The 19416-nt window shown below is 72.2% G+C and carries 18 protein-coding genes; 5 read left to right on the top strand and 13 right to left on the bottom strand.

Going from position 1 to position 19416, the window contains the following annotated elements:
• Positions 1 to 10 precede the first annotated feature (10 nt).
• Together ACZ60T_RS17275 and ACZ60T_RS17270 are read left to right on the top strand one after the other, a co-directional pair.
• Positions 11 to 550: a cupin domain-containing protein gene (locus tag ACZ60T_RS17275; protein ID WP_469666613.1), complete on the top strand. Its 540-nt coding sequence runs from the start codon at positions 11 to 13 to the stop codon at positions 548 to 550.
• Positions 547 to 948, top strand: a complete 402-nt coding sequence (locus ACZ60T_RS17270; protein ID WP_469666612.1) for a rhodanese-like domain-containing protein — start codon at positions 547 to 549, stop codon at positions 946 to 948. Before ACZ60T_RS17275 ends, ACZ60T_RS17270 begins: the two co-directional genes overlap by 4 nt.
• Positions 949 to 1024: 76 nt before the next feature.
• On the opposite strand, the gene recX is transcribed toward ACZ60T_RS17270, so the two are convergent.
• The 4 genes from recX to ACZ60T_RS17250 form a co-directional block, all read right to left on the bottom strand.
• A complete protein-coding gene (gene recX / locus ACZ60T_RS17265; RefSeq protein ID WP_469666611.1) occupies positions 1025 to 1801 on the bottom strand; it encodes a recombination regulator RecX in 777 nt (258 codons plus the stop codon).
• Between the two features lie 3 nt (positions 1802 to 1804).
• Positions 1805 to 2926, bottom strand: a complete 1122-nt coding sequence (gene recA, locus ACZ60T_RS17260) for a recombinase RecA (RefSeq protein ID WP_365623949.1) — start codon at positions 2924 to 2926, stop codon at positions 1805 to 1807.
• Positions 2927 to 3152: 226 nt separating this feature from the next.
• Complete coding sequence (locus ACZ60T_RS17255) at positions 3153 to 3347, bottom strand: DUF3046 domain-containing protein (RefSeq protein ID WP_365623951.1); 195 nt, start codon at positions 3345 to 3347, stop codon at positions 3153 to 3155.
• A 173-nt stretch (positions 3348 to 3520) separates the two neighbouring features.
• A complete protein-coding gene (locus tag ACZ60T_RS17250; protein ID WP_469666610.1) occupies positions 3521 to 4150 on the bottom strand; it encodes a TetR/AcrR family transcriptional regulator in 630 nt (209 codons plus the stop codon).
• An 88-nt stretch (positions 4151 to 4238) separates the two neighbouring features.
• On the opposite strand from ACZ60T_RS17250, the gene ACZ60T_RS17245 reads away from it, so the two are divergent.
• Positions 4239 to 4949 (top strand): SDR family NAD(P)-dependent oxidoreductase, encoded by a 711-nt coding sequence (locus tag ACZ60T_RS17245; protein ID WP_469666609.1) that lies wholly within the window; start codon positions 4239 to 4241, stop codon positions 4947 to 4949.
• 40 nt (positions 4950 to 4989) lie between these two features.
• Here ACZ60T_RS17245 and ACZ60T_RS17240 read toward each other — a convergent pair whose 3' ends face one another.
• From ACZ60T_RS17240 to ACZ60T_RS17230, 3 genes are read right to left on the bottom strand one after another with little or no spacing between them, the layout of a single operon-like run.
• Entirely contained in the window at positions 4990 to 5649 is a 660-nt protein-coding gene (locus ACZ60T_RS17240; protein ID WP_469666608.1) for a response regulator, read from the bottom strand.
• Positions 5646 to 6878 (bottom strand): sensor histidine kinase, encoded by a 1233-nt coding sequence (locus ACZ60T_RS17235; RefSeq protein ID WP_469666607.1) that lies wholly within the window; start codon positions 6876 to 6878, stop codon positions 5646 to 5648. The genes ACZ60T_RS17240 and ACZ60T_RS17235 overlap by 4 nt, the downstream gene beginning before the upstream one ends.
• Positions 6875 to 7708 carry a lysostaphin resistance A-like protein gene (locus ACZ60T_RS17230; RefSeq protein ID WP_469666606.1) on the bottom strand — a complete coding sequence of 278 codons (834 nt, stop codon included), beginning with the start codon at positions 7706 to 7708 and terminating at the stop codon, positions 6875 to 6877. The genes ACZ60T_RS17235 and ACZ60T_RS17230 overlap by 4 nt, the downstream gene beginning before the upstream one ends.
• Positions 7709 to 7958: 250 nt before the next feature.
• Here ACZ60T_RS17230 and ACZ60T_RS17225 point away from each other — a divergent pair, with 250 nt between their 5' ends.
• On the top strand, positions 7959 to 12821 hold the full coding sequence (locus tag ACZ60T_RS17225; protein ID WP_469666604.1) for an ATP-dependent helicase: 4863 nt from the start codon (positions 7959 to 7961) through the stop codon (positions 12819 to 12821).
• Positions 12822 to 12898: 77 nt separating this feature from the next.
• On the top strand, positions 12899 to 13735 hold the full coding sequence (locus tag ACZ60T_RS17220) for an Fpg/Nei family DNA glycosylase (RefSeq protein WP_469666603.1): 837 nt from the start codon (positions 12899 to 12901) through the stop codon (positions 13733 to 13735).
• Positions 13736 to 14271: 536 nt separating this feature from the next.
• Here the strand turns inward: ACZ60T_RS17220 and ACZ60T_RS17215 are convergent.
• The 6 genes from ACZ60T_RS17215 to ACZ60T_RS17190 all read right to left on the bottom strand — a co-directional run bounded on the left by ACZ60T_RS17215 (position 14272) and on the right by ACZ60T_RS17190 (position 19210).
• Positions 14272 to 14742, bottom strand: coding sequence for a Dps family protein (locus ACZ60T_RS17215; protein WP_469666602.1), 471 nt, complete (start codon positions 14740 to 14742; stop codon positions 14272 to 14274).
• Between the two features lie 236 nt (positions 14743 to 14978).
• Positions 14979 to 15356: a helix-turn-helix domain-containing protein gene (locus ACZ60T_RS17210; RefSeq protein WP_252425870.1), complete on the bottom strand. Its 378-nt coding sequence runs from the start codon at positions 15354 to 15356 to the stop codon at positions 14979 to 14981.
• A 109-nt stretch (positions 15357 to 15465) separates the two neighbouring features.
• Positions 15466 to 16008: a CinA family protein gene (locus ACZ60T_RS17205; protein ID WP_469666600.1), complete on the bottom strand. Its 543-nt coding sequence runs from the start codon at positions 16006 to 16008 to the stop codon at positions 15466 to 15468.
• On the bottom strand, positions 16005 to 16757 hold the full coding sequence (pgsA, locus tag ACZ60T_RS17200; RefSeq protein WP_365623971.1) for a CDP-diacylglycerol--glycerol-3-phosphate 3-phosphatidyltransferase: 753 nt from the start codon (positions 16755 to 16757) through the stop codon (positions 16005 to 16007). The genes ACZ60T_RS17205 and pgsA overlap by 4 nt, the downstream gene beginning before the upstream one ends.
• Positions 16754 to 18226 (bottom strand): 30S ribosomal protein S12 methylthiotransferase RimO, encoded by a 1473-nt coding sequence (rimO, locus tag ACZ60T_RS17195; protein WP_469666599.1) that lies wholly within the window; start codon positions 18224 to 18226, stop codon positions 16754 to 16756. Before rimO ends, pgsA begins: the two co-directional genes overlap by 4 nt.
• Positions 18227 to 18343: 117 nt before the next feature.
• Positions 18344 to 19210, bottom strand: a complete 867-nt coding sequence (locus tag ACZ60T_RS17190) for a helix-turn-helix domain-containing protein (RefSeq protein WP_365623975.1) — start codon at positions 19208 to 19210, stop codon at positions 18344 to 18346.
• Positions 19211 to 19416 lie beyond the last annotated feature (206 nt).

Raw genomic sequence — 19416 nt, 5'->3', positions numbered from 1 at the left:
GACGGTACCCGTGTCAGTCATCCCCGCTGTCTCCTCTCCCCCTTCTCTCCCGGATCAGGCCCCGACCCAGGCCGAGCTGCTCGACTTCGCGCGCAGTACGGCCGCCGACGCGGAGCTGATCGCCTCGCTCCCGCTGGATCCCGAAGGACGTACCTGGGTACGACTCGACGGTCCCGCCGACAGCGAGGCCTGGCTGATCGGCTGGCCACCCGGCAGCGGCACCGGCTGGCACGACCACGCCGGCTCGGTCGGCGCCTTCGTCGTCGCGTCGGGCGAACTCAAGGAGGACTCGCTCGCGGCCGAACTGCCGACCGACGGTTGGAAGACCCTGGAACTCACCGAGGGGGTGGACCGGGAGCGGCGGCTCCCGACCGGCCGGGGCCGCTCCTTCGGCCGGCACCATGTGCACGACGTGCTCAACGAGTCCACCGAGGAGCACGCGATCTCTGTACATGTCTACTACCCGCCGCTGCCGCGGATCCGCCGCTACAGCCGCGTGGGGCAGGTGCTGCGCCTGGAGCAGATCGAGCGCCCGGCGGACTGGCAGTGACCGCCGTGCCCGACGGCCCCGTGGGCGTCGACGCGCTGCTGGAGCGGGTCCGCGAGGGCCTCGACCGGATGGAGGCGGCGGCGGCGTACGGGGCCGCGCAGGCCGGTGAGGTCCTGCTCGTCGACATTCGGTACGCGGCCCTGCGCGACCGCGACGGGCTGATTCCCGGCGCCCTCGTCGTCGAGCGCAACGAACTGGAGTGGCGCCTCGATCCGCGGGGAAGCCACCGAGCCGTCGAGGCCACGAGCCACGACCTGCGCGTGGTGGTCATCTGCAACGAGGGCTACGCGTCGAGCCTGGCCGCCGCGTCCCTGCGCCAACTGGGACTGCACCGCGCCACGGACCTGGTGGGCGGCTTCCAGGCCTGGAAGGCGGCGGGACTGCCGGTGACGCCGTAACCGAACCGGGTGCGGTGCCGCCGCGGCCTCCACCGAGCCCTGGTGCGATGTCGTGCCGTCGGGGCGGCGGCGCCGGTCAGTACCTCTCGTCGAGTCCGTCCGTGTCCTCCCCCTCCTCCGCCAGGGCCTGGCGGACCACCCGCAGGGCCATGCCCTCGGGGTAGCCCTTGCGGGCGAGCATGCCCGCGAGGCGGCGCAGGCGCTTGTCGCGGTCGAGGCCGCGCGTCGCGCGCAGCTTGCGGGCGACGAGTTCGCGCGCGGTCTCCTCCTCCTGCTCCGCGTCGAGCTGCCCCACCGCTTCCTCGATCAGCGCGGAGTCCACGCCCTTCGTCCGCAACTCCCGCGCGAGCGCGCGACGGGCCAGGCCCCGGCCGTGGTGCCGGGACTCCACCCAGGCGTCCGCGAAGGCGCTGTCGTCGATCAGCCTGACCTCCTCGAACCGCGACAGCACCTCGTCCGCCACGTCCTCGGGGATCTCCTTCTTGCGCAGGGCGTCCGCGAGTTGCTTGCGTGTGCGCGGGCTTCCGGTGAGCAGGCGCAGACAGATCGCCCGCGCCCGTTCGGCCGGGTCCCCGGACCCGGCGGGCTCTTCCTCCTCGGCCCTCGACGAGAAGGAAGAGCCTTGGTCCGGTCCGCCACCGGACGCTTCTCCGGCGGCGCGCCGCCTGCCTCTTCGGCGCCCCCCGCGCGCGCCACCGTCACCGAGCCGAGTGCCCTCGTACACGTCCGCGTCGCCGGGCGGCGTGCCGTACGCCTCGTCGCCGGTCCCGGCAGCTCCCCCGTCGCCCCGGTCGCGCCTCCCCTGCGCGGCGGCGAGGTCGGCGTACTCGGCCCAGTCGGTTCGTCGTGTCATGGGCTAGCTCTTGGCCGCCGAGGCCTTGGACTTGCCGGACTTGGCCGCGGGCGCCGCCTTCGCGGTGTCCCCGGCCGCGGGCGTGGCACCCGCCGCGTCCGCACCCGGCTCGGCGGTGGGCTGCTCCGGATGCACCCCGACGCCCAGCTTCTCCTTGATCTTCTTCTCGATCTCGTTGGCCAGGTCGGGGTTGTCCTTCAGGAAGTTGCGCGCGTTCTCCTTGCCCTGACCGAGCTGGTCGCCCTCGTACGTGTACCAGGCGCCGGCCTTGCGGACGAAGCCGTGCTCGACGCCCATGTCGATCAGACCGCCCTCACGGCTGATGCCCTGCCCGTAGAGGATGTCGAACTCGGCCTGCTTGAAGGGCGGGGCGACCTTGTTCTTGACGACCTTGCACCGCGTGCGGTTGCCGACGGCCTCCGTGCCGTCCTTCAGGGTCTCGATGCGGCGGATGTCGATGCGCACCGAGGCGTAGAACTTCAGCGCCCGGCCACCCGTCGTGGTCTCCGGGGAGCCGAACATCACGCCGATCTTCTCGCGGAGCTGGTTGATGAAGATCGCGGTGGTCTTGGACTGGTTGAGCGCGCTGGTGATCTTCCTCAGGGCCTGGCTCATCAGACGGGCCTGGAGACCCACGTGGCTGTCGCCCATCTCACCCTCGATCTCCGCGCGCGGGACGAGCGCGGCGACGGAGTCGATGACGATGAGGTCGAGCGCGCCGGAGCGGACCAGCATGTCCACGATCTCCAGCGCCTGCTCGCCGTTGTCCGGCTGGGAGAGGATCAGGTTGTCGATGTCGACGCCCAGCTTGCGCGCGTACTCGGGGTCGAGGGCGTGCTCGGCGTCCACGAAGGCGACCTGGCCGCCGGCCTTCTGCGCGTTCGCCACCGCGTGCAGGGTCAGGGTCGTCTTGCCGGAGGACTCCGGTCCGTAGATCTCGACCACTCGGCCGCGCGGCAGGCCACCGACGCCGAGGGCCACGTCGAGCGCGGTCGACCCGGTCGGGATGATCTCGATGGGCTCCCTCGACCGCTCGCCCATGCGCATGACCGCGCCCTTGCCGAATTGTCGTTCAATCTGTGCGAGCGCGGCGTCCAGGGCCTTCTCGCGGTCGGTTCCTGCCATGGGTTCCACCCGGTTTGCTTGAGTCGATCGCTTCACGTCAAAGACGCTAACGCCTGCCACTGACAATGCGCCTCGACGCCCGTCCGGCCTGTGGATAACTCGGGCACTTCTCCAGACAACAGGAGGAGATCCCCACCGAGAACCTCACCGGAGGCATCCATAAGAATGGATGTTCGATTTTCGTGTCAAGCGCTCCATCGTGCGCCCGTCAGCCCTTCGGAACCCGTCAGCGCTTCTCGTGCGGCAGATCCATGGCGGTGCACACCACGCGCCACACGTCCTTGGCGTCCCAGCCGGCGTCGAGCGCCTGATGCACCGTGCGCCCGCCCAGCTCGGACATCACATGGTCGCGCGCGAAGGTGTCGGCGTACCCCTCGCCGAAGTGATCCGCCATCCGCTGCCAGAAGACCGTCAACCGCATGAGTTCCGCTCCGTACCCACCATGACCTGCACGTTTCCTGCCCTTCACGCCCCCGCACGACCTCGCGCGCCGGCGTCGGGCATGAAGTGCGTGTATGTACGCAGAGTAGAGCCAGGGTCCGCGTGCCCCGGCCGACGGGCGAGAGAAACGATCGCGGGCGCCGGGCCCGGCGGCTATCGGGGTTCGGCGTCGCGCATCTGCTCGGCCGTCAGGGGCGGGACACGGAGGGGGCGCGCCGCCTCCGGCCGCAGGCCGTCCAGCAGGAGCGCCAAGTGCCGCCGCCAGGCGTTCGGGGCGGCGACGCGGGTGGCGTCCACGACTGCGGCGATGCCCCAGACGAGCAGCACGAGGTCGGAGGGCTCGATGTCGGCGCGCAGCACACCTGCCGCCTTCGCGCGCGTCACGATCGCCGACTTGTGCGCCGCGATCCGCTGTTGGGCGGCGTCGATGACCGGCGTACCGGCGGTTCTGGAGCGATGTACGTCGGTATAGCCGCGGTCTTCGGCGAGCAGTTCGCAGGTCTGCTCCATGAAGGAGGCGAAGCCGTCCCACGGGTCGTCCGCGTGCGCGGCCCGCTCGGTGATCTCCGCCGCCCGCTCCGCCAGCGGGCCCAGGGCCGCGTCGACCAGTGCGCCGCGGGTCGGGAACCGGTTGTAGAGCGTCCCGATCGCCACTCCCGCCTCCCGGGCGATCCTCTCCAGCGGCGCGTCCAGGCCGTCGCGGCCGAACACCTCGCGCGCCGCGAGCACCAGGCGCTCCCTGTTCCGCGCCGCATCCTGGCGCAACACGCGCTCTGTGGTCATGGCCCGATTCTACGGACAACAACATGAGGGGACCCTCAAGTTGTGCTACGGTCAAGTTGATGGACCCCTCAAGTTGATGGAGGTACACATGCGGACGATCGCGATCTACGGTGCCGGGCCGGCCCTGGGAATGGCGGTGGCTCGGCGTTTTGGCCGGGAGGACTTCCGGGTGGCGCTGGTGGCGCGGAACCAGGAACGACTCGACGGCATGGTCCGGGAACTGGCCGGGAACGGGATCGAGGCAGCCGGGTTTCAGGCCGACGTCGCCGACCCGGCGGCAGCGCTGCGGGCGACCGATGAGATCGAGGCCCGGTTCGGCGCGATCGACGTGCTCGAACACAGCCCCACCCCGGCCCAGGCGTTCATGGACCCCTTCGAGCTCGACGACGCCGGCCTCTCCCCGCTGCTCGACCTGTACCTGCACACCCCGATCGCCCTGGTGAGGCGGGTGCTGCCGGGCATGCGGGAACGCGGTCACGGCGGGCTGCTGTTCGCCATGGGCGCCTCGGCCAGGTCCGCGGTCCCGAGGCTGACCGGCGCCGGCATCGCGCTCTCGGCCGTGCGCAGCTACGTGCACTCGCTCAACGCCGCGCTGGAGGACAGCGGCGTCTATGCCGGGACGCTGCTGATCGGCGCGCTGATCGAGAACAGCGCGGCGCACCGCGACGCCGCACAGTGGGCGAACGGCGATCGGCCGATGACGGTGGTGTCGGGCGACGGTCTGGCCGACCGCCTGTGGAACATGTACATCAAGCGCGACCGCGTCGAAGACACCGTGACACCGGGATTCGCCGAGTAGAGCGCGCGGAGGCGCCGGATCCGACCGACCGCGAACGGCGTCAGGTCGCCAGGCCGTGGCGGTAGGCGTAGACGACGGCCTGCACGCGGTCGCGGAGCTGCAGTTTGGTGAGGATGCGCGAGACGAAGGTCTTGACGGTCTCCTGACTGATGACGAGGGCGGCGGCGATCTCGCTGTTGGAGCGACCGTCCGCGATGAGGCGCAGGACCTGCAGTTCGCGGGGGGTGAGCGGGGTATCGCAAGGGGTGTCGTCGGCGGGACGTATGCGCGCGGCGTAGCGGCCGACGAGTTGACGGGTCACCTCGGGGTCGAGGAGGGCCGCGCCGGTGGCCACCGTACGGATGCCGTGGAGCAGCCGGTCCGGGGGCGCGTCCTTGAGGAGGAAGCCGCTCGCGCCCGCGCGCAGTGCCTCGTAGACGTACTCGTCCAGGTTGAACGTGGTCACCACGAGCACTTTGACAGGGTGGGGCACCCCGGCGCCGGCCAGCAGACGGGTGGCTTCGAGGCCGTCGAGGACCGGCATGCGGATGTCCATCACGACGACGTCGGGCCCGACCTCGCGGGCGAGTTCGACCCCGGTCCGCCCGTCCGCGCACTCGCCGACCACCTCCATGTCGGGCTGGGCGTCGATGATGGTGACCAGGCCCGTGCGGACCAGCATCTGGTCGTCGCAGACCATGACCCGGATCGGTGCGCTCATGATCTGCCCCCGGCGGGTATGCGTGCCCGTACGGTGAAGCCGCCGTCCGTGCTGCCGTCGGCGCTGAAGTCACCGCCCAGGACGTCCACGCGTTCACGCAGACCGGCCAGGCCCCTTCCACTGCCGACGGCGGCGGTGGTCCGTGTGCCGCTTCCATCCGTACTGACCCGCACGGTGATCTCCCTTTCACCGTGCCGCACTTGAACCGAGGTCCGGCTGCCGTGGGCGTACTTGAGGGCGTTGGTCAGGGCTTCCTGCACCACCCGGTAGGCGACGAGGTCGGCGCTGCCGGTCGACAGCGCCGGTGTGCCGTGTTCGGTGAAGTCGACCGGCTGTCCGGCCCGGCGGGTCTGCTCGACGAGAGTGAGGAGCCGTCCGACGGCCGGTGTCCTGACGTCCTCGGCACCCCAGGCGCCCTGGGCGTCCGTTGCCTCCACCGTCCCGAGGCCGCCCCCGCTCCCCGCCCCGGTGCCGGTGCCGTGGTCGGGGTTGAGCAGATCGAGCAGGTGGCGCAGGTCGGTGATGGCGCGGCGTCCGGTGTCGCTGACGGAGGTCAGTGACTGTTCGAGCCGCTCGGGGGCGGCGGTCAAGTAGCGGGCCGCTTCGGCCTGTACGACCATCGCCGTCACGTGGTGAGTCACCACGTCGTGCAACTCGCGTGCGATGCGGGCGCGTTCGGCGGTCCGGGTCTCCGTCGCGACGTGCTCGCGGCGTTCGGCCTCCGCGAGCCGGGTGGACCGCAGCCACGCCCCGGCCGCCCAGGGCAGGGCGAGCACCAGGTAGAACGTCACGAAGCCGTCCGGCGTCTCGCCGCCCGAACCGAGCAGGGAGAGAGCGACCGCCAGCGGCAGGTACGCCAAGGAGAGGAGGACCACGGTGGTACGCCTGTGGTGTTCCAGGTGGGATCCCGCGCTGATCAGCGCGACGGGCAGCGCCGTACTGGCGGCCGAGTGGTAGCCACGTACCTGGTCGAGGGCGAAGCCGCACGTCACCAGGGCGAGGCAGACGGCCGGCCACCGTCGGCGTACCGCGAGCGGAAGGCATTCCAGGGCGAGGGGCACAAGGGCGAGCGCGTCGAGGGGGCGGGTCGGCAGATCTCCGAGCTGCGTCCCGTGGCCGCGCAGTCCCGGCAGGAACGACGCCACCAGGAACAGGACTCCGAGCAGAAGGTCACGCACGGTGACGTCGAGCCGGTGCCAGACCTGCCCGGCCCCTCGCAGGGTCATCACCGCGCGAGTGTAGCGAGGGCGCCCGCGCGCTCGGCCCGCCGCCGGGGAACGACGGTGCCGCGCCGGTGGGCCAGCCACAGGAAGACGAGGGTCAGCACCGCGCCGACCAGTATCGAGTACACGCTGGCCTCCGGCCCGAACTCGCCGCCCGTGATCAGTTGCGGGCCGGACGTCGAGGCATCCAGCAGTCCGCGCGTGTCACCGTTGCCGGAGACCTCGGTACCGAAGATGCCCGACTCCGCGAAGTTCCAGCCGAAGTGCAGGCCGATCGGAAGCCACAGCGAACGGGTGGCCGCGTAGGCGGCGGCGAGCATGCCACCGGCCTCGATCGCGATGGCGATGGCGCCCAACAGGGTGGCGTCCTTGTTGAGCAGATGGGCCGCGCCGAACACCACGCCGGACAGCACCAGCGCGATGTACGTGCCCAGACCCCGCTCCACCGACCGGAAGAGCAGGCCGCGGAACATCAGTTCCTCCGTGACGGCGGCGCCGGCCATGAAGCCGACCAGCTCGACCGGTCCGGTCAGTGAACCGAAGCCATGAACCTTGTAATCGCCGAGGAAGGCGATGTTCGCGATGACACACACGAACATCGCCACGCCGATCAACAGTCCCCGCAGGACCGCCCCCGACGCACCCTGCCCGGCCAGCTCCGTGACCTGGCGCCGCTCGGTGCGTCCGACGACCCACCGGTAGACGAAGACCGAGAGCACGGCCGTCAGGCCGCCGACGAGGAGCGCCGGCCACGGGTGGCCCTGCACCGCGGTGACGCTCTGACCACCGACCGCACTGACCGCGACCACGGCCAAGATCTGCCACACCAGCCTCATGACGACTCTCCCCCTCGGGACCGATTCCGGGTCCTTGCCCGGTCCGCGGCACAGGAGCCGCCGGATGACCCGAACACTAGGGAGACGGCGATCAGGAGTCGTCACCTCACAGTGGACACCTGCACGTAGCTCTCACGGGGGACAGGCCTCGCGCCCCGGCCCAGAACCCGGAATGCCCCCTTCGGCCCCTCGCTGCCCGGCGTTTGCGCAGGTCAGCGGCGTTGTCAGTGGGCGGGTGCAGGATGGATCCATGGTCCGTTCCGCACACCGAGCCCTCGACGGCTTCTCGCCCGCGACCCGCGGCTGGTTCACGGGGGCGTTCTCCGCGCCCACCGCGGCCCAGGCCGGGGCCTGGCGCGCCCTCGGCGAGGGGTCGGACGTGCTCGTGGTCGCCCCGACCGGCTCCGGCAAGACCCTGGCCGCGTTCCTCGCCGCGCTCGACCAACTGACCTCCACCCCGCCGCCCGCCGACCCCAAGAAGCGCTGCCGGGTGCTGTACGTGTCCCCGCTGAAGGCCCTCGCGGTGGACGTGGAGCGCAATCTGCGCAGTCCGCTCACGGGCATCCGCCATGAGTCGGTCCGGCTCGGCCTGCCCGAGCCGGAGGTGAAGGTGGGCATCCGCTCCGGCGACACCCCGGCCGCCGAGCGCCGCTCCCTGGCCACGCGGCCACCGGACATCCTGATCACCACCCCGGAATCGCTGTTCCTGATGCTGACCTCGGCCGCGCGCGACGCACTCACGGGCGTGGAGACGGTGATCCTGGACGAGGTCCACGCGGTGGCGGGTACGAAGCGGGGCGCGCATCTGGCGCTCTCCCTGGAGCGGCTCGACGAACTGCTGCCGCGGCCCGCGCGCCGTATCGGCCTGTCGGCCACCGTCCGCCCGGTGGACGAGGTGGCCCGCTTCCTCTCGCCCCGCCGCAAGGTCGAGATTGTCCAGCCCGAGTCCGGCAAGGAGTTCGACCTCTCCGTCGTCGTCCCTGTCGAGGACCTCGGCGAGCTGGGCGGCTCCCCGGTCGCCGACGCGGCCGAGGGCGCGGAGCGCCCGTCGATCTGGCCGCATGTGGAGGAGCGGATCGCCGACCTGGTCCAGGCCCACCGCTCCACGATCGTGTTCGCCAACTCCCGCCGCCTCGCGGAGCGGCTGTGCAACCGGCTCAACGAGATCGCCTACGAGCGGACCACCGGCGAGACTCTGGCGGAGCATCACGCGCCCGCCGAGCTGATGGGCGGTTCGGGCGCGGCCCAGGGCGCGCCCCCGGTGCTCGCCCGCGCGCATCACGGCTCGGTCTCCAAGGAGCAGCGCGCCCTCGTGGAGGAGGACCTCAAGGCGGGCCGGCTGCCCGCCGTGGTCGCCACCTCCAGCCTGGAGCTGGGCATCGACATGGGCGCGGTGGACCTCGTCGTCCAGGTCGAGTCACCGCCGTCCGTGGCGTCCGGGCTCCAGCGCGTGGGCCGCGCCGGGCACCAGGTCGGCGCGGTCTCCACGGGCGTGGTCTTCCCCAAGTACCGCGGCGACCTCGTGCAGTCCGCCGTGGTCACCGAGCGGATGCGCACCGGGGCGATCGAGTCGCTGAAGGTCCCGGCGAACCCGCTGGACGTGCTCGCCCAGCAGCTCGTCGCCATGACCGCGCTCGACACATGGCAGTTCGACGACCTCCTCGCGACGGTCCGCCGGGCGGCCCCCTTCGCCTCGCTCCCGGAGTCGGCGTTCACGGCGGTGCTGGACATGCTCGCCGGCCGCTATCCCTCCGACGCCTTCGCGGAGTTGCGCCCCCGCGTGGTGTGGGACCGGATCGCGGGCACGATCACCGGCCGTCCGGGCGCCCAGCGGCTGGCCGTCACCTCCGGGGGCACGATCCCGGACCGCGGCCTGTTCGGGGTGTTCCTGGCCGGGTCCGACCCGAAGAAGGGCGGCGGCCGGGTCGGCGAGCTGGACGAGGAGATGGTGTACGAGTCCCGCGTCGGGGACGTGTTCACCCTGGGCACCAGCTCCTGGCGGATCGAGGACATCACGCGCGACCGCGTCCTGGTCTCCCCCGCGCCCGGCGTCCCCGGCCGACTGCCCTTCTGGAAGGGCGACCAGCTCGGCCGCCCGCTCGAGCTGGGCCGCGCGGTGGGCGCGTTCCTGCGCGAGGTGGGCTCGTTGCCCACACAGGACGCGCGATCGAGGCTGCTGGCCGCGGGGCTGGACACCTGGGCCGCGGACAACGTGCTGTCGTACCTGGCCGAACAGCGCGAGGCCTGCGGCCATGTCCCGGACGACCGCACGATCGTCGTCGAGCGGTTCCGTGACGAGCTGGGCGACTGGCGGATCGTCGTGCACTCCCCCTTCGGCGCCCAGGTCCACGCCCCGTGGGCGCTCGCGCTCGGCGCCAGGCTCGCCGAGCGGTACGGCATGGACGCCCAGGTCATGCACGCCGACGACGGCATCGTGCTGCGGCTGCCCGACGCCGATCTGATGAGCCTGGAGCTGCTGGACCAGGACCCGTCGACGACGGGCACCTCCTGGGACACGGCGGCCGACGCCGACCAGGCGCCCGTCGGCGCGGCGGACGTCGTCTTCGACAAGGGCGAGGTCGACCGGACCGTCACCGACCAGGTCGGCGGATCGGCGCTGTTCGCGTCCCGGTTCCGCGAGTGCGCCGCTCGCGCGCTGCTGCTGCCGCGCCGCAGCCCCGGCAAGCGCACCCCGCTGTGGCAACAGCGCCAGCGCGCCGCCCAACTGCTCCAGGTCGCCAGCGAGTTCGGCTCGTTCCCGATCGTCCTGGAGGCCGTCCGCGAGTGTCTTCAGGACGTCTTCGACGTTCCCGGACTCGTGGAGCTGATGGGCGACATCGAGTCCCGCAAGGTGCGGCTGGTCGAGGTCACCACGCCCGAGCCGTCCCCCTTCGCCCGCTCGCTCCTGTTCGGGTACGTCGCGCAGTTCCTCTACGAGGGAGACTCGCCGCTGGCCGAGCGGCGCGCCGCCGCGCTGTCACTGGACTCCCGGCTGCTGGCCGAGCTGCTGGGCCAGGCGGAGCTGCGCGAACTGCTCGACGCCGAGGTCCTGACCGAGCTGGAGCGCGAGCTGCAGTGGCTCACCGAGGACCGGCGCGTCAAGGACGTCGAAGGCATCGCGGACGTCCTGCGCCTGCTGGGACCGCTCACGGACGCGGAGTTGACGGAGCGCGGCGCCGAGCCGCGGTGGGCCGAGGAGCTGGGCGCCGCCCGCCGCGCCATCAGGGTCCGTGTCGCGGGCGCCGACCACTGGGCGGCGGTCGAGGACGCGGGCCGACTGCGCGACGCGCTCGGCACGGCCCTGCCGGTGGGCGTCCCGGAGGCGTTCACGGAGCCGGTCAAGGACCCGCTCGGCGACCTCCTCGCGCGGTACGCGCGCACGCACGGCCCCTTCACCTCGGCCACCGCCGCCGCGCGGTTCGGGCTCGGCGTGGCCGTCACGGAGGGCGCGCTGCACCGGCTCGCCGCGTCCGGCCGGATCGTGCAAGGGGAGTTCCATCCGGCAGGCATCGGCCAGGAGTGGTGCGACGCGACGGTGCTGCGCAGGCTGCGGCGCCGTTCGCTGGCGGCGCTGCGACAGGAGCTGGAGCCGGTGGCTCCGGCGGCCCTGGCGCAGTTCCTGCCGCAGTGGCAGCACATCGGCAGCGGGCACGGCCTGCGGGGCGTCGACGGACTGGTGCGCGCGATCGAGCAGTTGCAGGGCGCGTCCGTGCCCGCGTCCGCCCTGGAGAAGCTCGTCCTGCCCTCCCGTGTCTCTTCCTACGCGCCCGGCATGCTGGACGAACTCACGGCCGCCGGCGAGGTGGTCTGGGCGGGCGCGGGCGCGCTGCCCGGCAAGGACGGCTGGGTCTCGCTGTATCTGGCGGACACCGCCCCTCTCCTGCTGCCCGCGCCGCACCCGTTGGAGCTGACGGCCCTCCACCAGTCGGTCCTCGACGCCCTCGCGGGGGGCTACGGCCTGTTCTTCCGCCAGATCGCCGACCGCGTCCGCGCCACGACGCACCCGGACGCCACGGACCCTCAACTGGCCGAGACCATCTGGGACTTGACCTGGTCGGGGCGGCTGACGAACGACACGCTCGCGCCGATGCGATCGCTGCTCGGCTCGGGCCGTACGGCGGGCTCCACCGCCCACCGCGCCAAACGCGCGGTCCCGCGCGGGCGTTACGGCTCGTTGACCGCCGCCGCCCGCCCGTCGTCCCGTACGGGCCCGCCGACCGTCGCGGGACGCTGGTCGCTGCTGCCCGCCCGCGAGGCCGACCCCACCGTCCGCGCCCACACCCTGGCCCGCACGCTGCTGGACCGGCACGGTGTGGTGACCCGGGGCGCGGTCGCCGCGGAGGGCGTGGAGGGCGGCTTCTCGGCGACGTACCGCATCCTGTCCGCCTTCGAGGACAGCGGTCAGGCCCGGCGCGGCTACGTCGTCGAGGGGCTCGGCGCGGCGCAGTTCGCGATGGACGGCGCGGTCGACCGGCTGCGCGCGGTGGCGAACGCGCGCGAGCGGGGCGAGACGCTGCCCGACGCGGGCGCGGCGGACCCGTTCGCCACCCCCTTCGACCCGGACGGGGCGCCGCTCGACGCGGACGGGACGACGCCGGACCCGCTGTCGGCCCCGGGATACGGAGGCCCGCGCTCGGGCTCCGGCTTCCGCGCCGCGGACACCGCCTCCCGCTTCCCCTCCGCCCGCGGCCTGCCGCCGCACCGCACCCGCTCCCCCGACACCCCGCGCGCCGTCGTCCTGGCCGCCGCCGACCCCGCGAACGCGTACGGCTCGGCACTGCCCTGGCCCGAGCCGCCCACGGGCGCGGGGCACAAGCCGGGGCGCAAGGCGGGCTCGCTGGTGGTCCTGGTCGACGGCGATCTGGTCCTCTACATGGAGCGCGGCGGCAAGACCCTGCTGGCCTGGCCCATGACCCCGCAGACCGGCCCGACGGAGGACGCGCGCCTGCGCACGGCCGCCGAGGCCCTCGCGGCGGCGGCGCACGCGGGCTCCCTCGGCACGGTCACGGTGGAGCGGGTCAACGGCGCCTCCGCCCTCTCGTCCCCGTTCGGCATCCTGCTGGAAGGAGCGGGCTTCATCGCGACCCCCCGAGGGCTGCGCATACGCGCGTAGCCCGCGGCGCCCCGCGCGAGACACCGGCCACGGGCGCACCCCCGCCCAGTACCCCCGGCGCATGCCACCCTGGACCCATGCCCGAAGGCGACACCGTCCACCAAGCCGCGACGCGGCTGCGCGACGCGCTCGCGGGCCGGGTGCTGACCCGCAGCGACCTCAGGGTGCCCAGATACGCCACGGCCGATCTCACCGGGCGTACCGTCCTGGACGTCGTCCCCCGCGGCAAGCACCTCCTCGCCCGCGTCGAGGGCGGCCTCACGCTGCACTCTCACCTGAAGATGGACGGCGCGTGGAAGGTCTACGCGCCGGGGCAGCGCTGGAGCGGCGGCCCCGCGCACCAGATCCGGGCCGTCCTCGCCACCGCGGACCGTACGGCCGTCGGGTACCGCCTGCCCGTCCTGGAACTGCTGCGCACCACCGACGAGCACCGCGCGGTAGGCCATCTGGGACCCGACCTCCTGGGCCCCGACTGGGACCCCGACCTAGCGCTGGAGAACCTGCTGCGGGACCCCGCCCGCCCCGTCGGCGAGGCCCTCCTCGACCAGCGCAACCTGGCCGGCATCGGCAATGTCTACAAGAGCGAGCTGTGCTTCCTGCTGGGCGTGACCCCCTGGCTCCCGATCGGCGGCCTGCCCGCCGAGCACGCCGCCCGGCTGCCCGCCCTCGCGAGGAAGCTCCTGGTGGCGAACCGCGACCGCCCCGCGCGCAGCACCACCGGGCGACGCGATCAGAGGCTCTTCGTCTACGGCCGCGCCCCTCGGCCCTGTCTGCGCTGCGGCACCCCGGTCCGGGTGGCCGACCAGGGCGACGGCTCCCGTGAGCGCCCCACCTACTGGTGCCCGTCCTGCCAGCCGGGCCCGACCCCGACCGACATGAACGGACCCAACATCCGCCCGCATACACGTACTTGACGGCTCATCAGGAACCGTTCGCTTCCCTGACCGGTACGCCGATACGCCGATATCGCCGGTGGGCGGGTCTGCGCGGCCGAGCGCCAAGGCGGCCCGAGGTGAACACCCCTCACCCCGGTCACACGCCCTGGCCTCGCTCTCGCGCAGCCCGCCACCGCAGCCGCGACCGCACCCATCCGTCCGGCCCCGCCGCCCCCACGGCACGGGCCTTGGGCACACAGTGCACCGGCAGGAGGCTCAGCCCCCACCCCCCGGTCACGACCGCACCTTCCAGCACCCCTGCATCGGGTGCCAGCACGAGTCGGAGTGCCCCCCACCACCACAGCGCACCCAGCGCCAGCGCCACCCCCCAGCGCGCCGTACGCCCCGCCATGGCCGTCACCTCCCACCCGAGAAACCAGACCCTAGAACGACCTGTCACGGCCGGGGAGGGCGCACCACCGGCACACGGGCGCACCGCGCCCGGCGCGTACTCACAGCGACCGGCGCACACCGCCGGGCGCATCGGACCGCGCCCGGATCCGAGCCCTCCGCCCTCACCCGTGCGCCGCCTGGAACATCCAGTGATGCTTCTCGAGGTCCGCGGTGATGGAGATGAAGATGTCCTGGCTCACCGGATCCGGTTCGGCGGTCGCCTCCACCCGCTCCCGCATCCGCGCGATCACCGCGCCCAGCGCCGAGACCAGGGTGCCCACCGCGTCGGTGTCCTTGACCCAGCCCTGGGGCACCGCGCCGATGCCGCTGCCCTTGGCGACCGTCGCGGCCCGGCCGTCCGGCGGGACGCCCAGCGCCGAGGCCCGCTCCGCCACGGTGTCCGAGTGCAGCCGCGCGCTGTCGACGACCTCGTCGAGCTGGAGATGGATGGAGCGGAAGCGCGGCCCGATCACGTTCCAGTGGACCTGTTTCGCCACCAGGGAGAGGTCCACCAGGTCGACCAGGGCGCCTTGCAGCGCCTCGGAGACGATCTTGAGGTCCGCGGCGGACAGCGGGCTCTTCACGACGTACATCGACTTCCTCCGCGAGGATTCGTACGGCCCCGAGCCCCCGCCTTCTCCACCATGACCGCCACACGCGGGCCCGGCAACGGGAAGACCGCCACCGCCACCGCCGACCCGACCGCCCGAACACACAAGAGCCCCAGCCGTACCCCTCCGGATCTGTCCGGAAGGGCCCCGGCCGGGGCTCTGACATCTGCCGTCGGCTCACCCGCCCACAGGTGTGAGGACCGGGCGGTCGGTGAGGATCAGGCGGCGGCCACGCCCACCGCTTCGGCGGGCGCCTTGATCGTGACCCGTTCCGGCGGGACACCGGTGACGGACACGGAATTGAGCATCGGACGACGCACCGGAGCGGGCACCGGCTCGGTGGCCGCCGCGGACTGCGCCAGCTCGGCGAGTGCGAGTTCGTCGCTCACTTCCCGCATGAGCTCGGACATCCGTACGTCCAGCGCGTCGCAGATCGCGGAGAGCAGCTCGGAGGACGCCTCCTTCTGCCCCCGCTCCACCTCGGAGAGATAGCCGAGCGAGACTCGGGCGGACGAGGAGACTTCGCGCAGAGTACGGCCCTGGCGCTGGCGCTGCCGACGCAGCACGTCACCCAGCAGGCGACGGAGCAGAATCATCGGTGGCTCCCTCCTCGGACCGCGAAACCGCATCCTTCACGCCCCACCGTACCGCCTTGCGCCGCGGCCGTGCGGGGAGCGCTGTTGTGTTCACTAAGGGCTGTAACCATCAAGTCCCCCCGTTCTCTTCCGTATCCTGTGCCCGCTCGTTCGCGGCCTGTTCGCCCGCCAGCTCTTGCAGCAGCAGTGCGAGTACGCTCCGTACACTCTCCCCACGGATGTCCGCACGGCCACCTCGCAACCGCAAGGACGCCACTTTCCCGCCACCCGGTTCGCCCGGTGCACCGTGCGGTCCGTCCACCGCCACGAAGACCGTGCCGACCGGCTGGCCGTCCTGTGGCTCGGGCCCGGCCACTCCGGTCGTGGCCACCCCCCAGTCCGCGCCGAGCGCCTTGCGGACACCGGCCGCCATCTGGGCCGCGACCTGCGGATCCACCGCACCGCGCGCGGCCAGCAGGGTGGCGTCGACGCCGAGGACGTCCCGCTTGAGATCGGTGGCGTAGGCGGTGACGGAACCGCGGAAGGACTGGGAGGCCCCGGCCACCGCCGTGATCTCCGCGGCCACCAGGCCCCCGGTCAGCGACTCGGCGACGGCGAGCGTCTCGCCTCTGGCCGCAAGGAGCCGCAGCACGTCGACGGCCAGGGCCGTCACCGCTCGGTCTCCTCGGCCGCGGCCCGGCGCGCGGCGATCGAACGCCGGCGCAGCACCACGGCCTGCCGCACATAGTCGAGCCCGGTGACGATGGTCAGGACGAGCGCCACGGCCATCACCCAGAACCTGAGGCTCGCGAGCCATCCGGTGAGCGCCAGGACGTACATCCCGACGGCCACACCCTGCGTCAGCGTCTTCAGCTTGCCGCCGCGGCTGGCCGGGATCACCCCATGGCGGATCACCAGGAAGCGCAGCAGGGTGACCCCCAGCTCACGGCCGAGGATCACCACAGTCACCCACCACGGCAGATCGCCGAGCCAGGACAGGCAGATCAGCGCCGCGCCCATGATCGCCTTGTCGGCGATGGGGTCGGCGATCTTCCCGAAGTCGGTGACGAGGTTGTAGGTGCGCGCCAGATGACCGTCGAACAGGTCGGTGATCATGGCGATGGCGAAGGCGGCCCAGGCGAGCGAGCGCCATGCCGGGTCGTATCCGCCGTCGGCCATCATCAGCGCGACGAAGCCCGGTACGAGGACCAGGCGGAGCATCGTCAGGAGGTTGGCGACGTTCCAGACGCTGGCCTGGTTGACCGCGGCGGCGGCCAGTTTGGCGCCCCGCGCCGGGCGTGCGCCGTCCCCGGCGCCCGGACCCTGCACCGACTCGGCGGCCGGAACGCCGGAGGCGCCCTGGGCGCCCGTACCGCGCGCGCTCGAGGAGCCGCCCGCCGCGGATGCCGGGATTCCGGTCATCTGCCCGCCTCCTCAGGACACTCGAGCGAGCCCGCGAGAGGCTCGGCCACCAGATCGACTCCCGCCGTACCGATCACCTTCGCCTCGACCATACGGCCGACGACGAGTCCTTCGCGCTCCGTGAAGAGCACTTGGCCGTCCGTCTCGGGCGCCTGGTGCGCGGCACGGCCGTAGGCGCCGTCCTCGTCGTCGACCGACTCCACCAGGACCTGTACGGTCTCGCCGACGCGCTCCTCGGCGCGCTGCGACACCAGTTCCTCGGCGAGCCGGGAGACCCGGGCCAGCCGCTCGGCGACGACGTCCTCGTCGAGCTTGTTCTCGTACGTCGCCGCTTCCGTGCCCTCCTCGTCGGAGTAGCCGAAGACGCCGATCGCGTCCAGCCGCGCGCCGTTCAGGAAGCGCTCCAGTTCGGCGAGGTCGGCCTCGGTCTCTCCGGGGAAGCCCACGATGAAGTTGGAGCGCACACCGGCCTGCGGTGCCTTGCTTCTGATGGTGTCGAGCAGTTCGAGGAAGCGGTCGGTGTCGCCGAAGCGGCGCATGGCGCGCAGGACGCCGGGCGCGGAGTGCTGGAAGGACAGGTCGAAGTAGGGCACGACCTTCGGCGTGGAGGTGAGGACGTCGATGAGTCCGGGGCGCATCTCGGCGGGCTGGAGGTAGCTGACGCGGACGCGCTCGATGCCGTCGACCTCGGCGAGTTCGGGCAGCAGGGACTCCAGGAGACGGATGTCGCCGAGGTCCTTGCCGTAGGAGGTGTTGTTCTCGGAGACCAGCATGATCTCCTTGACGCCCTGCTCAGCCAGCCAGCGCGCCTCGTTCAGTACGTCGCTCGGGCGGCGCGAGATGAAGGAGCCGCGGAAGGACGGGATGGCGCAGAAGGAGCAGCGCCGGTCGCAGCCGGAGGCGAGCTTGACCGAGGCGACCGGGGTTCCGTCCAGTCGGCGGCGCAGGGGCGCGCGGGGGCCCGACTGCGGGGCCAGGCCCTCGGGGAGGTCGGTCGGGGCGCCGTGTCCGGGGAGGGCGACGTCCGAGGCGGACTGCCGCTCCACGGGGCTGATCGGCAGCAGCTTGCGCCGGTCACGCGGGGTGTGGGAGGCGTGGATGCCGCCGTTCAGGATGGTCTGGAGCCGGTCCGAGATGTCGGTGTAGTCGTCGAAACCGAGGACGCCGTCGGCCTCCGGAAGGGCCTCGGCGAGTTCCTTGCCGTACCGCTCGGCCATGCAGCCCACCGCCACGACGGCCTGTGTTCTGCCGTGGTCCTTGAGGTCGTTGGCCTCCAGCAGGGCGTCGACGGAGTCCTTCTTCGCGGCTTCGACGAAGCCGCAGGTGTTCACGACCGCGACGTCCGCGTCGGCGGCGTCCTCGACGAGCTGCCAGCCGTCCGCCTCCAAACGGCCTGCGAGCTCCTCCGAGTCCACCTCGTTACGGGCGCAGCCAAGGGTGACGAGTGCGACGGTACGGCGTTCAGGCATGGGCTCAAGACTACTTCGTCCCGCCGACAGCCCATGTCGACGGGGTTGACCGACTGTGGTCAACCCCGTGCGTCGCGGACCGTGCGGCGGAACTTCGCCTCCTCGCGGGGGCACAGGTCATCCGGTGACCGGGTCGCCCTTGGTGTACGACAGCCGCTCGACCTGACCGGGCCGGAAGTCGTCCTCGATCTTCTTGCCGTTGACGTACAGCTCGATGGCGCCCGCGTCCCCGAGGACCAGGTCGATCTTCTCCTTGTCCTGGAAGGACTGCGAGTCGCCCTGCTTGAGCAGGCCGTCGAAGAGGGTGCGGCCGTTGTGGTCCTTGGCCGAGATCCAGCTACGGCCGTCGGTGGCGCTCACCTGGACGGTGACCTTGTCGTGGGGCGCGGCGGCGATGGCGCTGTCGGACGGCTCGGGGCTGCGCTGTGCGGGCTCGCCGCTCTTGGGCGAGGGCGAGGCGGACTTCCCGATGGCCGGCGCGGAGCCCTTGGCGCCCTGCGGTTTCACGCTCTGCCCGCCGGTCCCCTTGACCATGGTGAAGCCCACGAAGCCGATCACGACGACGATCGCCGCGACCATGGCCGCGGTCCAGTTGGGCCTGCGCCGCTCGGGGCGGATGCGTTCGGCCTCGAAGAGCGGGGCGGCGGGGGTCGGCTCGGGCCGTTTGCCGTACTCGGCCGCGTACTGCTCGAGCAGGGGTTCGGGAGGGAGATGGACCGCCTGCGCCAGCGCGCGGAGGTGACCGCGGGCGTAGACATCGCCGCCGCAGGGCGCGAAGTCGTCCCGTTCGATCGCGTGCACGATGGCGGCGCGGACCCGGGTGGCCTCGCTGACGTCGTCGACGCTCAGCCCGGCCGCGATGCGCGCCTGTTGCAGGGCGAGACCGATCGGGCGGCGATGCGACGCGGAGGCCTGTTCACGATCGTCTTCGAACGGACGCTCGTCCTCGGGGAAGTTGCCGTCAGGAGAGTTGCCGATGGACACGGGGGGCGCCTTTCGAGCGTGTAGCCACCTGTGCTGGAGGTTCAGTCTAGGGGGGTGACGAAAGGGTGAGGCAACCGGCCGATAGGATTTTGTACTCCATCAGAACGGCCGGTCATCCGGATGGCGGGACATATACCTGCTCCCTTGCTCACGTTGACGTCGCACGGCGCGAAAGGGTTGCTCGACGCCCCCTTACGAGTCGGTCA

Source organism: Streptomyces sp. NPDC104371, from assembly GCF_055583785.1.
The sequence above is the reverse complement of the archived record's forward strand: the minus strand, read 5'-3'. Positions and strand labels throughout refer to the sequence as shown.

Excerpts from the sequence above, each read along its gene's own strand:
- ACZ60T_RS17245 (WP_469666609.1), top strand. The coding sequence starts at position 4,239 with ATGCGGACGATCGCGATCTACGGTGCCGGGCCGGCCCTGGGAATGGCG.
- ACZ60T_RS17240 (WP_469666608.1), bottom strand. The coding sequence starts at position 5,649 with ATGAGCGCACCGATCCGGGTCATGGTCTGCGACGACCAGATGCTGGTC.
- ACZ60T_RS17230 (WP_469666606.1), bottom strand. The coding sequence starts at position 7,708 with ATGAGGCTGGTGTGGCAGATCTTGGCCGTGGTCGCGGTCAGTGCGGTC.
- ACZ60T_RS17215 (WP_469666602.1), bottom strand. The coding sequence starts at position 14,742 with ATGTACGTCGTGAAGAGCCCGCTGTCCGCCGCGGACCTCAAGATCGTC.
- ACZ60T_RS17220 (WP_469666603.1), top strand. The coding sequence starts at position 12,899 with ATGCCCGAAGGCGACACCGTCCACCAAGCCGCGACGCGGCTGCGCGAC.
- recA (WP_365623949.1), bottom strand. The coding sequence starts at position 2,926 with ATGGCAGGAACCGACCGCGAGAAGGCCCTGGACGCCGCGCTCGCACAG.
- recX (WP_469666611.1), bottom strand. The coding sequence starts at position 1,801 with ATGACACGACGAACCGACTGGGCCGAGTACGCCGACCTCGCCGCCGCG.
- rimO (WP_469666599.1), bottom strand. The coding sequence starts at position 18,226 with ATGCCTGAACGCCGTACCGTCGCACTCGTCACCCTTGGCTGCGCCCGT.
- ACZ60T_RS17210 (WP_252425870.1), bottom strand. The coding sequence starts at position 15,356 with ATGATTCTGCTCCGTCGCCTGCTGGGTGACGTGCTGCGTCGGCAGCGC.
- pgsA (WP_365623971.1), bottom strand. The coding sequence starts at position 16,757 with ATGACCGGAATCCCGGCATCCGCGGCGGGCGGCTCCTCGAGCGCGCGC.
- ACZ60T_RS17255 (WP_365623951.1), bottom strand. The coding sequence starts at position 3,347 with ATGCGGTTGACGGTCTTCTGGCAGCGGATGGCGGATCACTTCGGCGAG.
- ACZ60T_RS17225 (WP_469666604.1), top strand. The coding sequence starts at position 7,959 with ATGGTCCGTTCCGCACACCGAGCCCTCGACGGCTTCTCGCCCGCGACC.
- ACZ60T_RS17250 (WP_469666610.1), bottom strand. The coding sequence starts at position 4,150 with ATGACCACAGAGCGCGTGTTGCGCCAGGATGCGGCGCGGAACAGGGAG.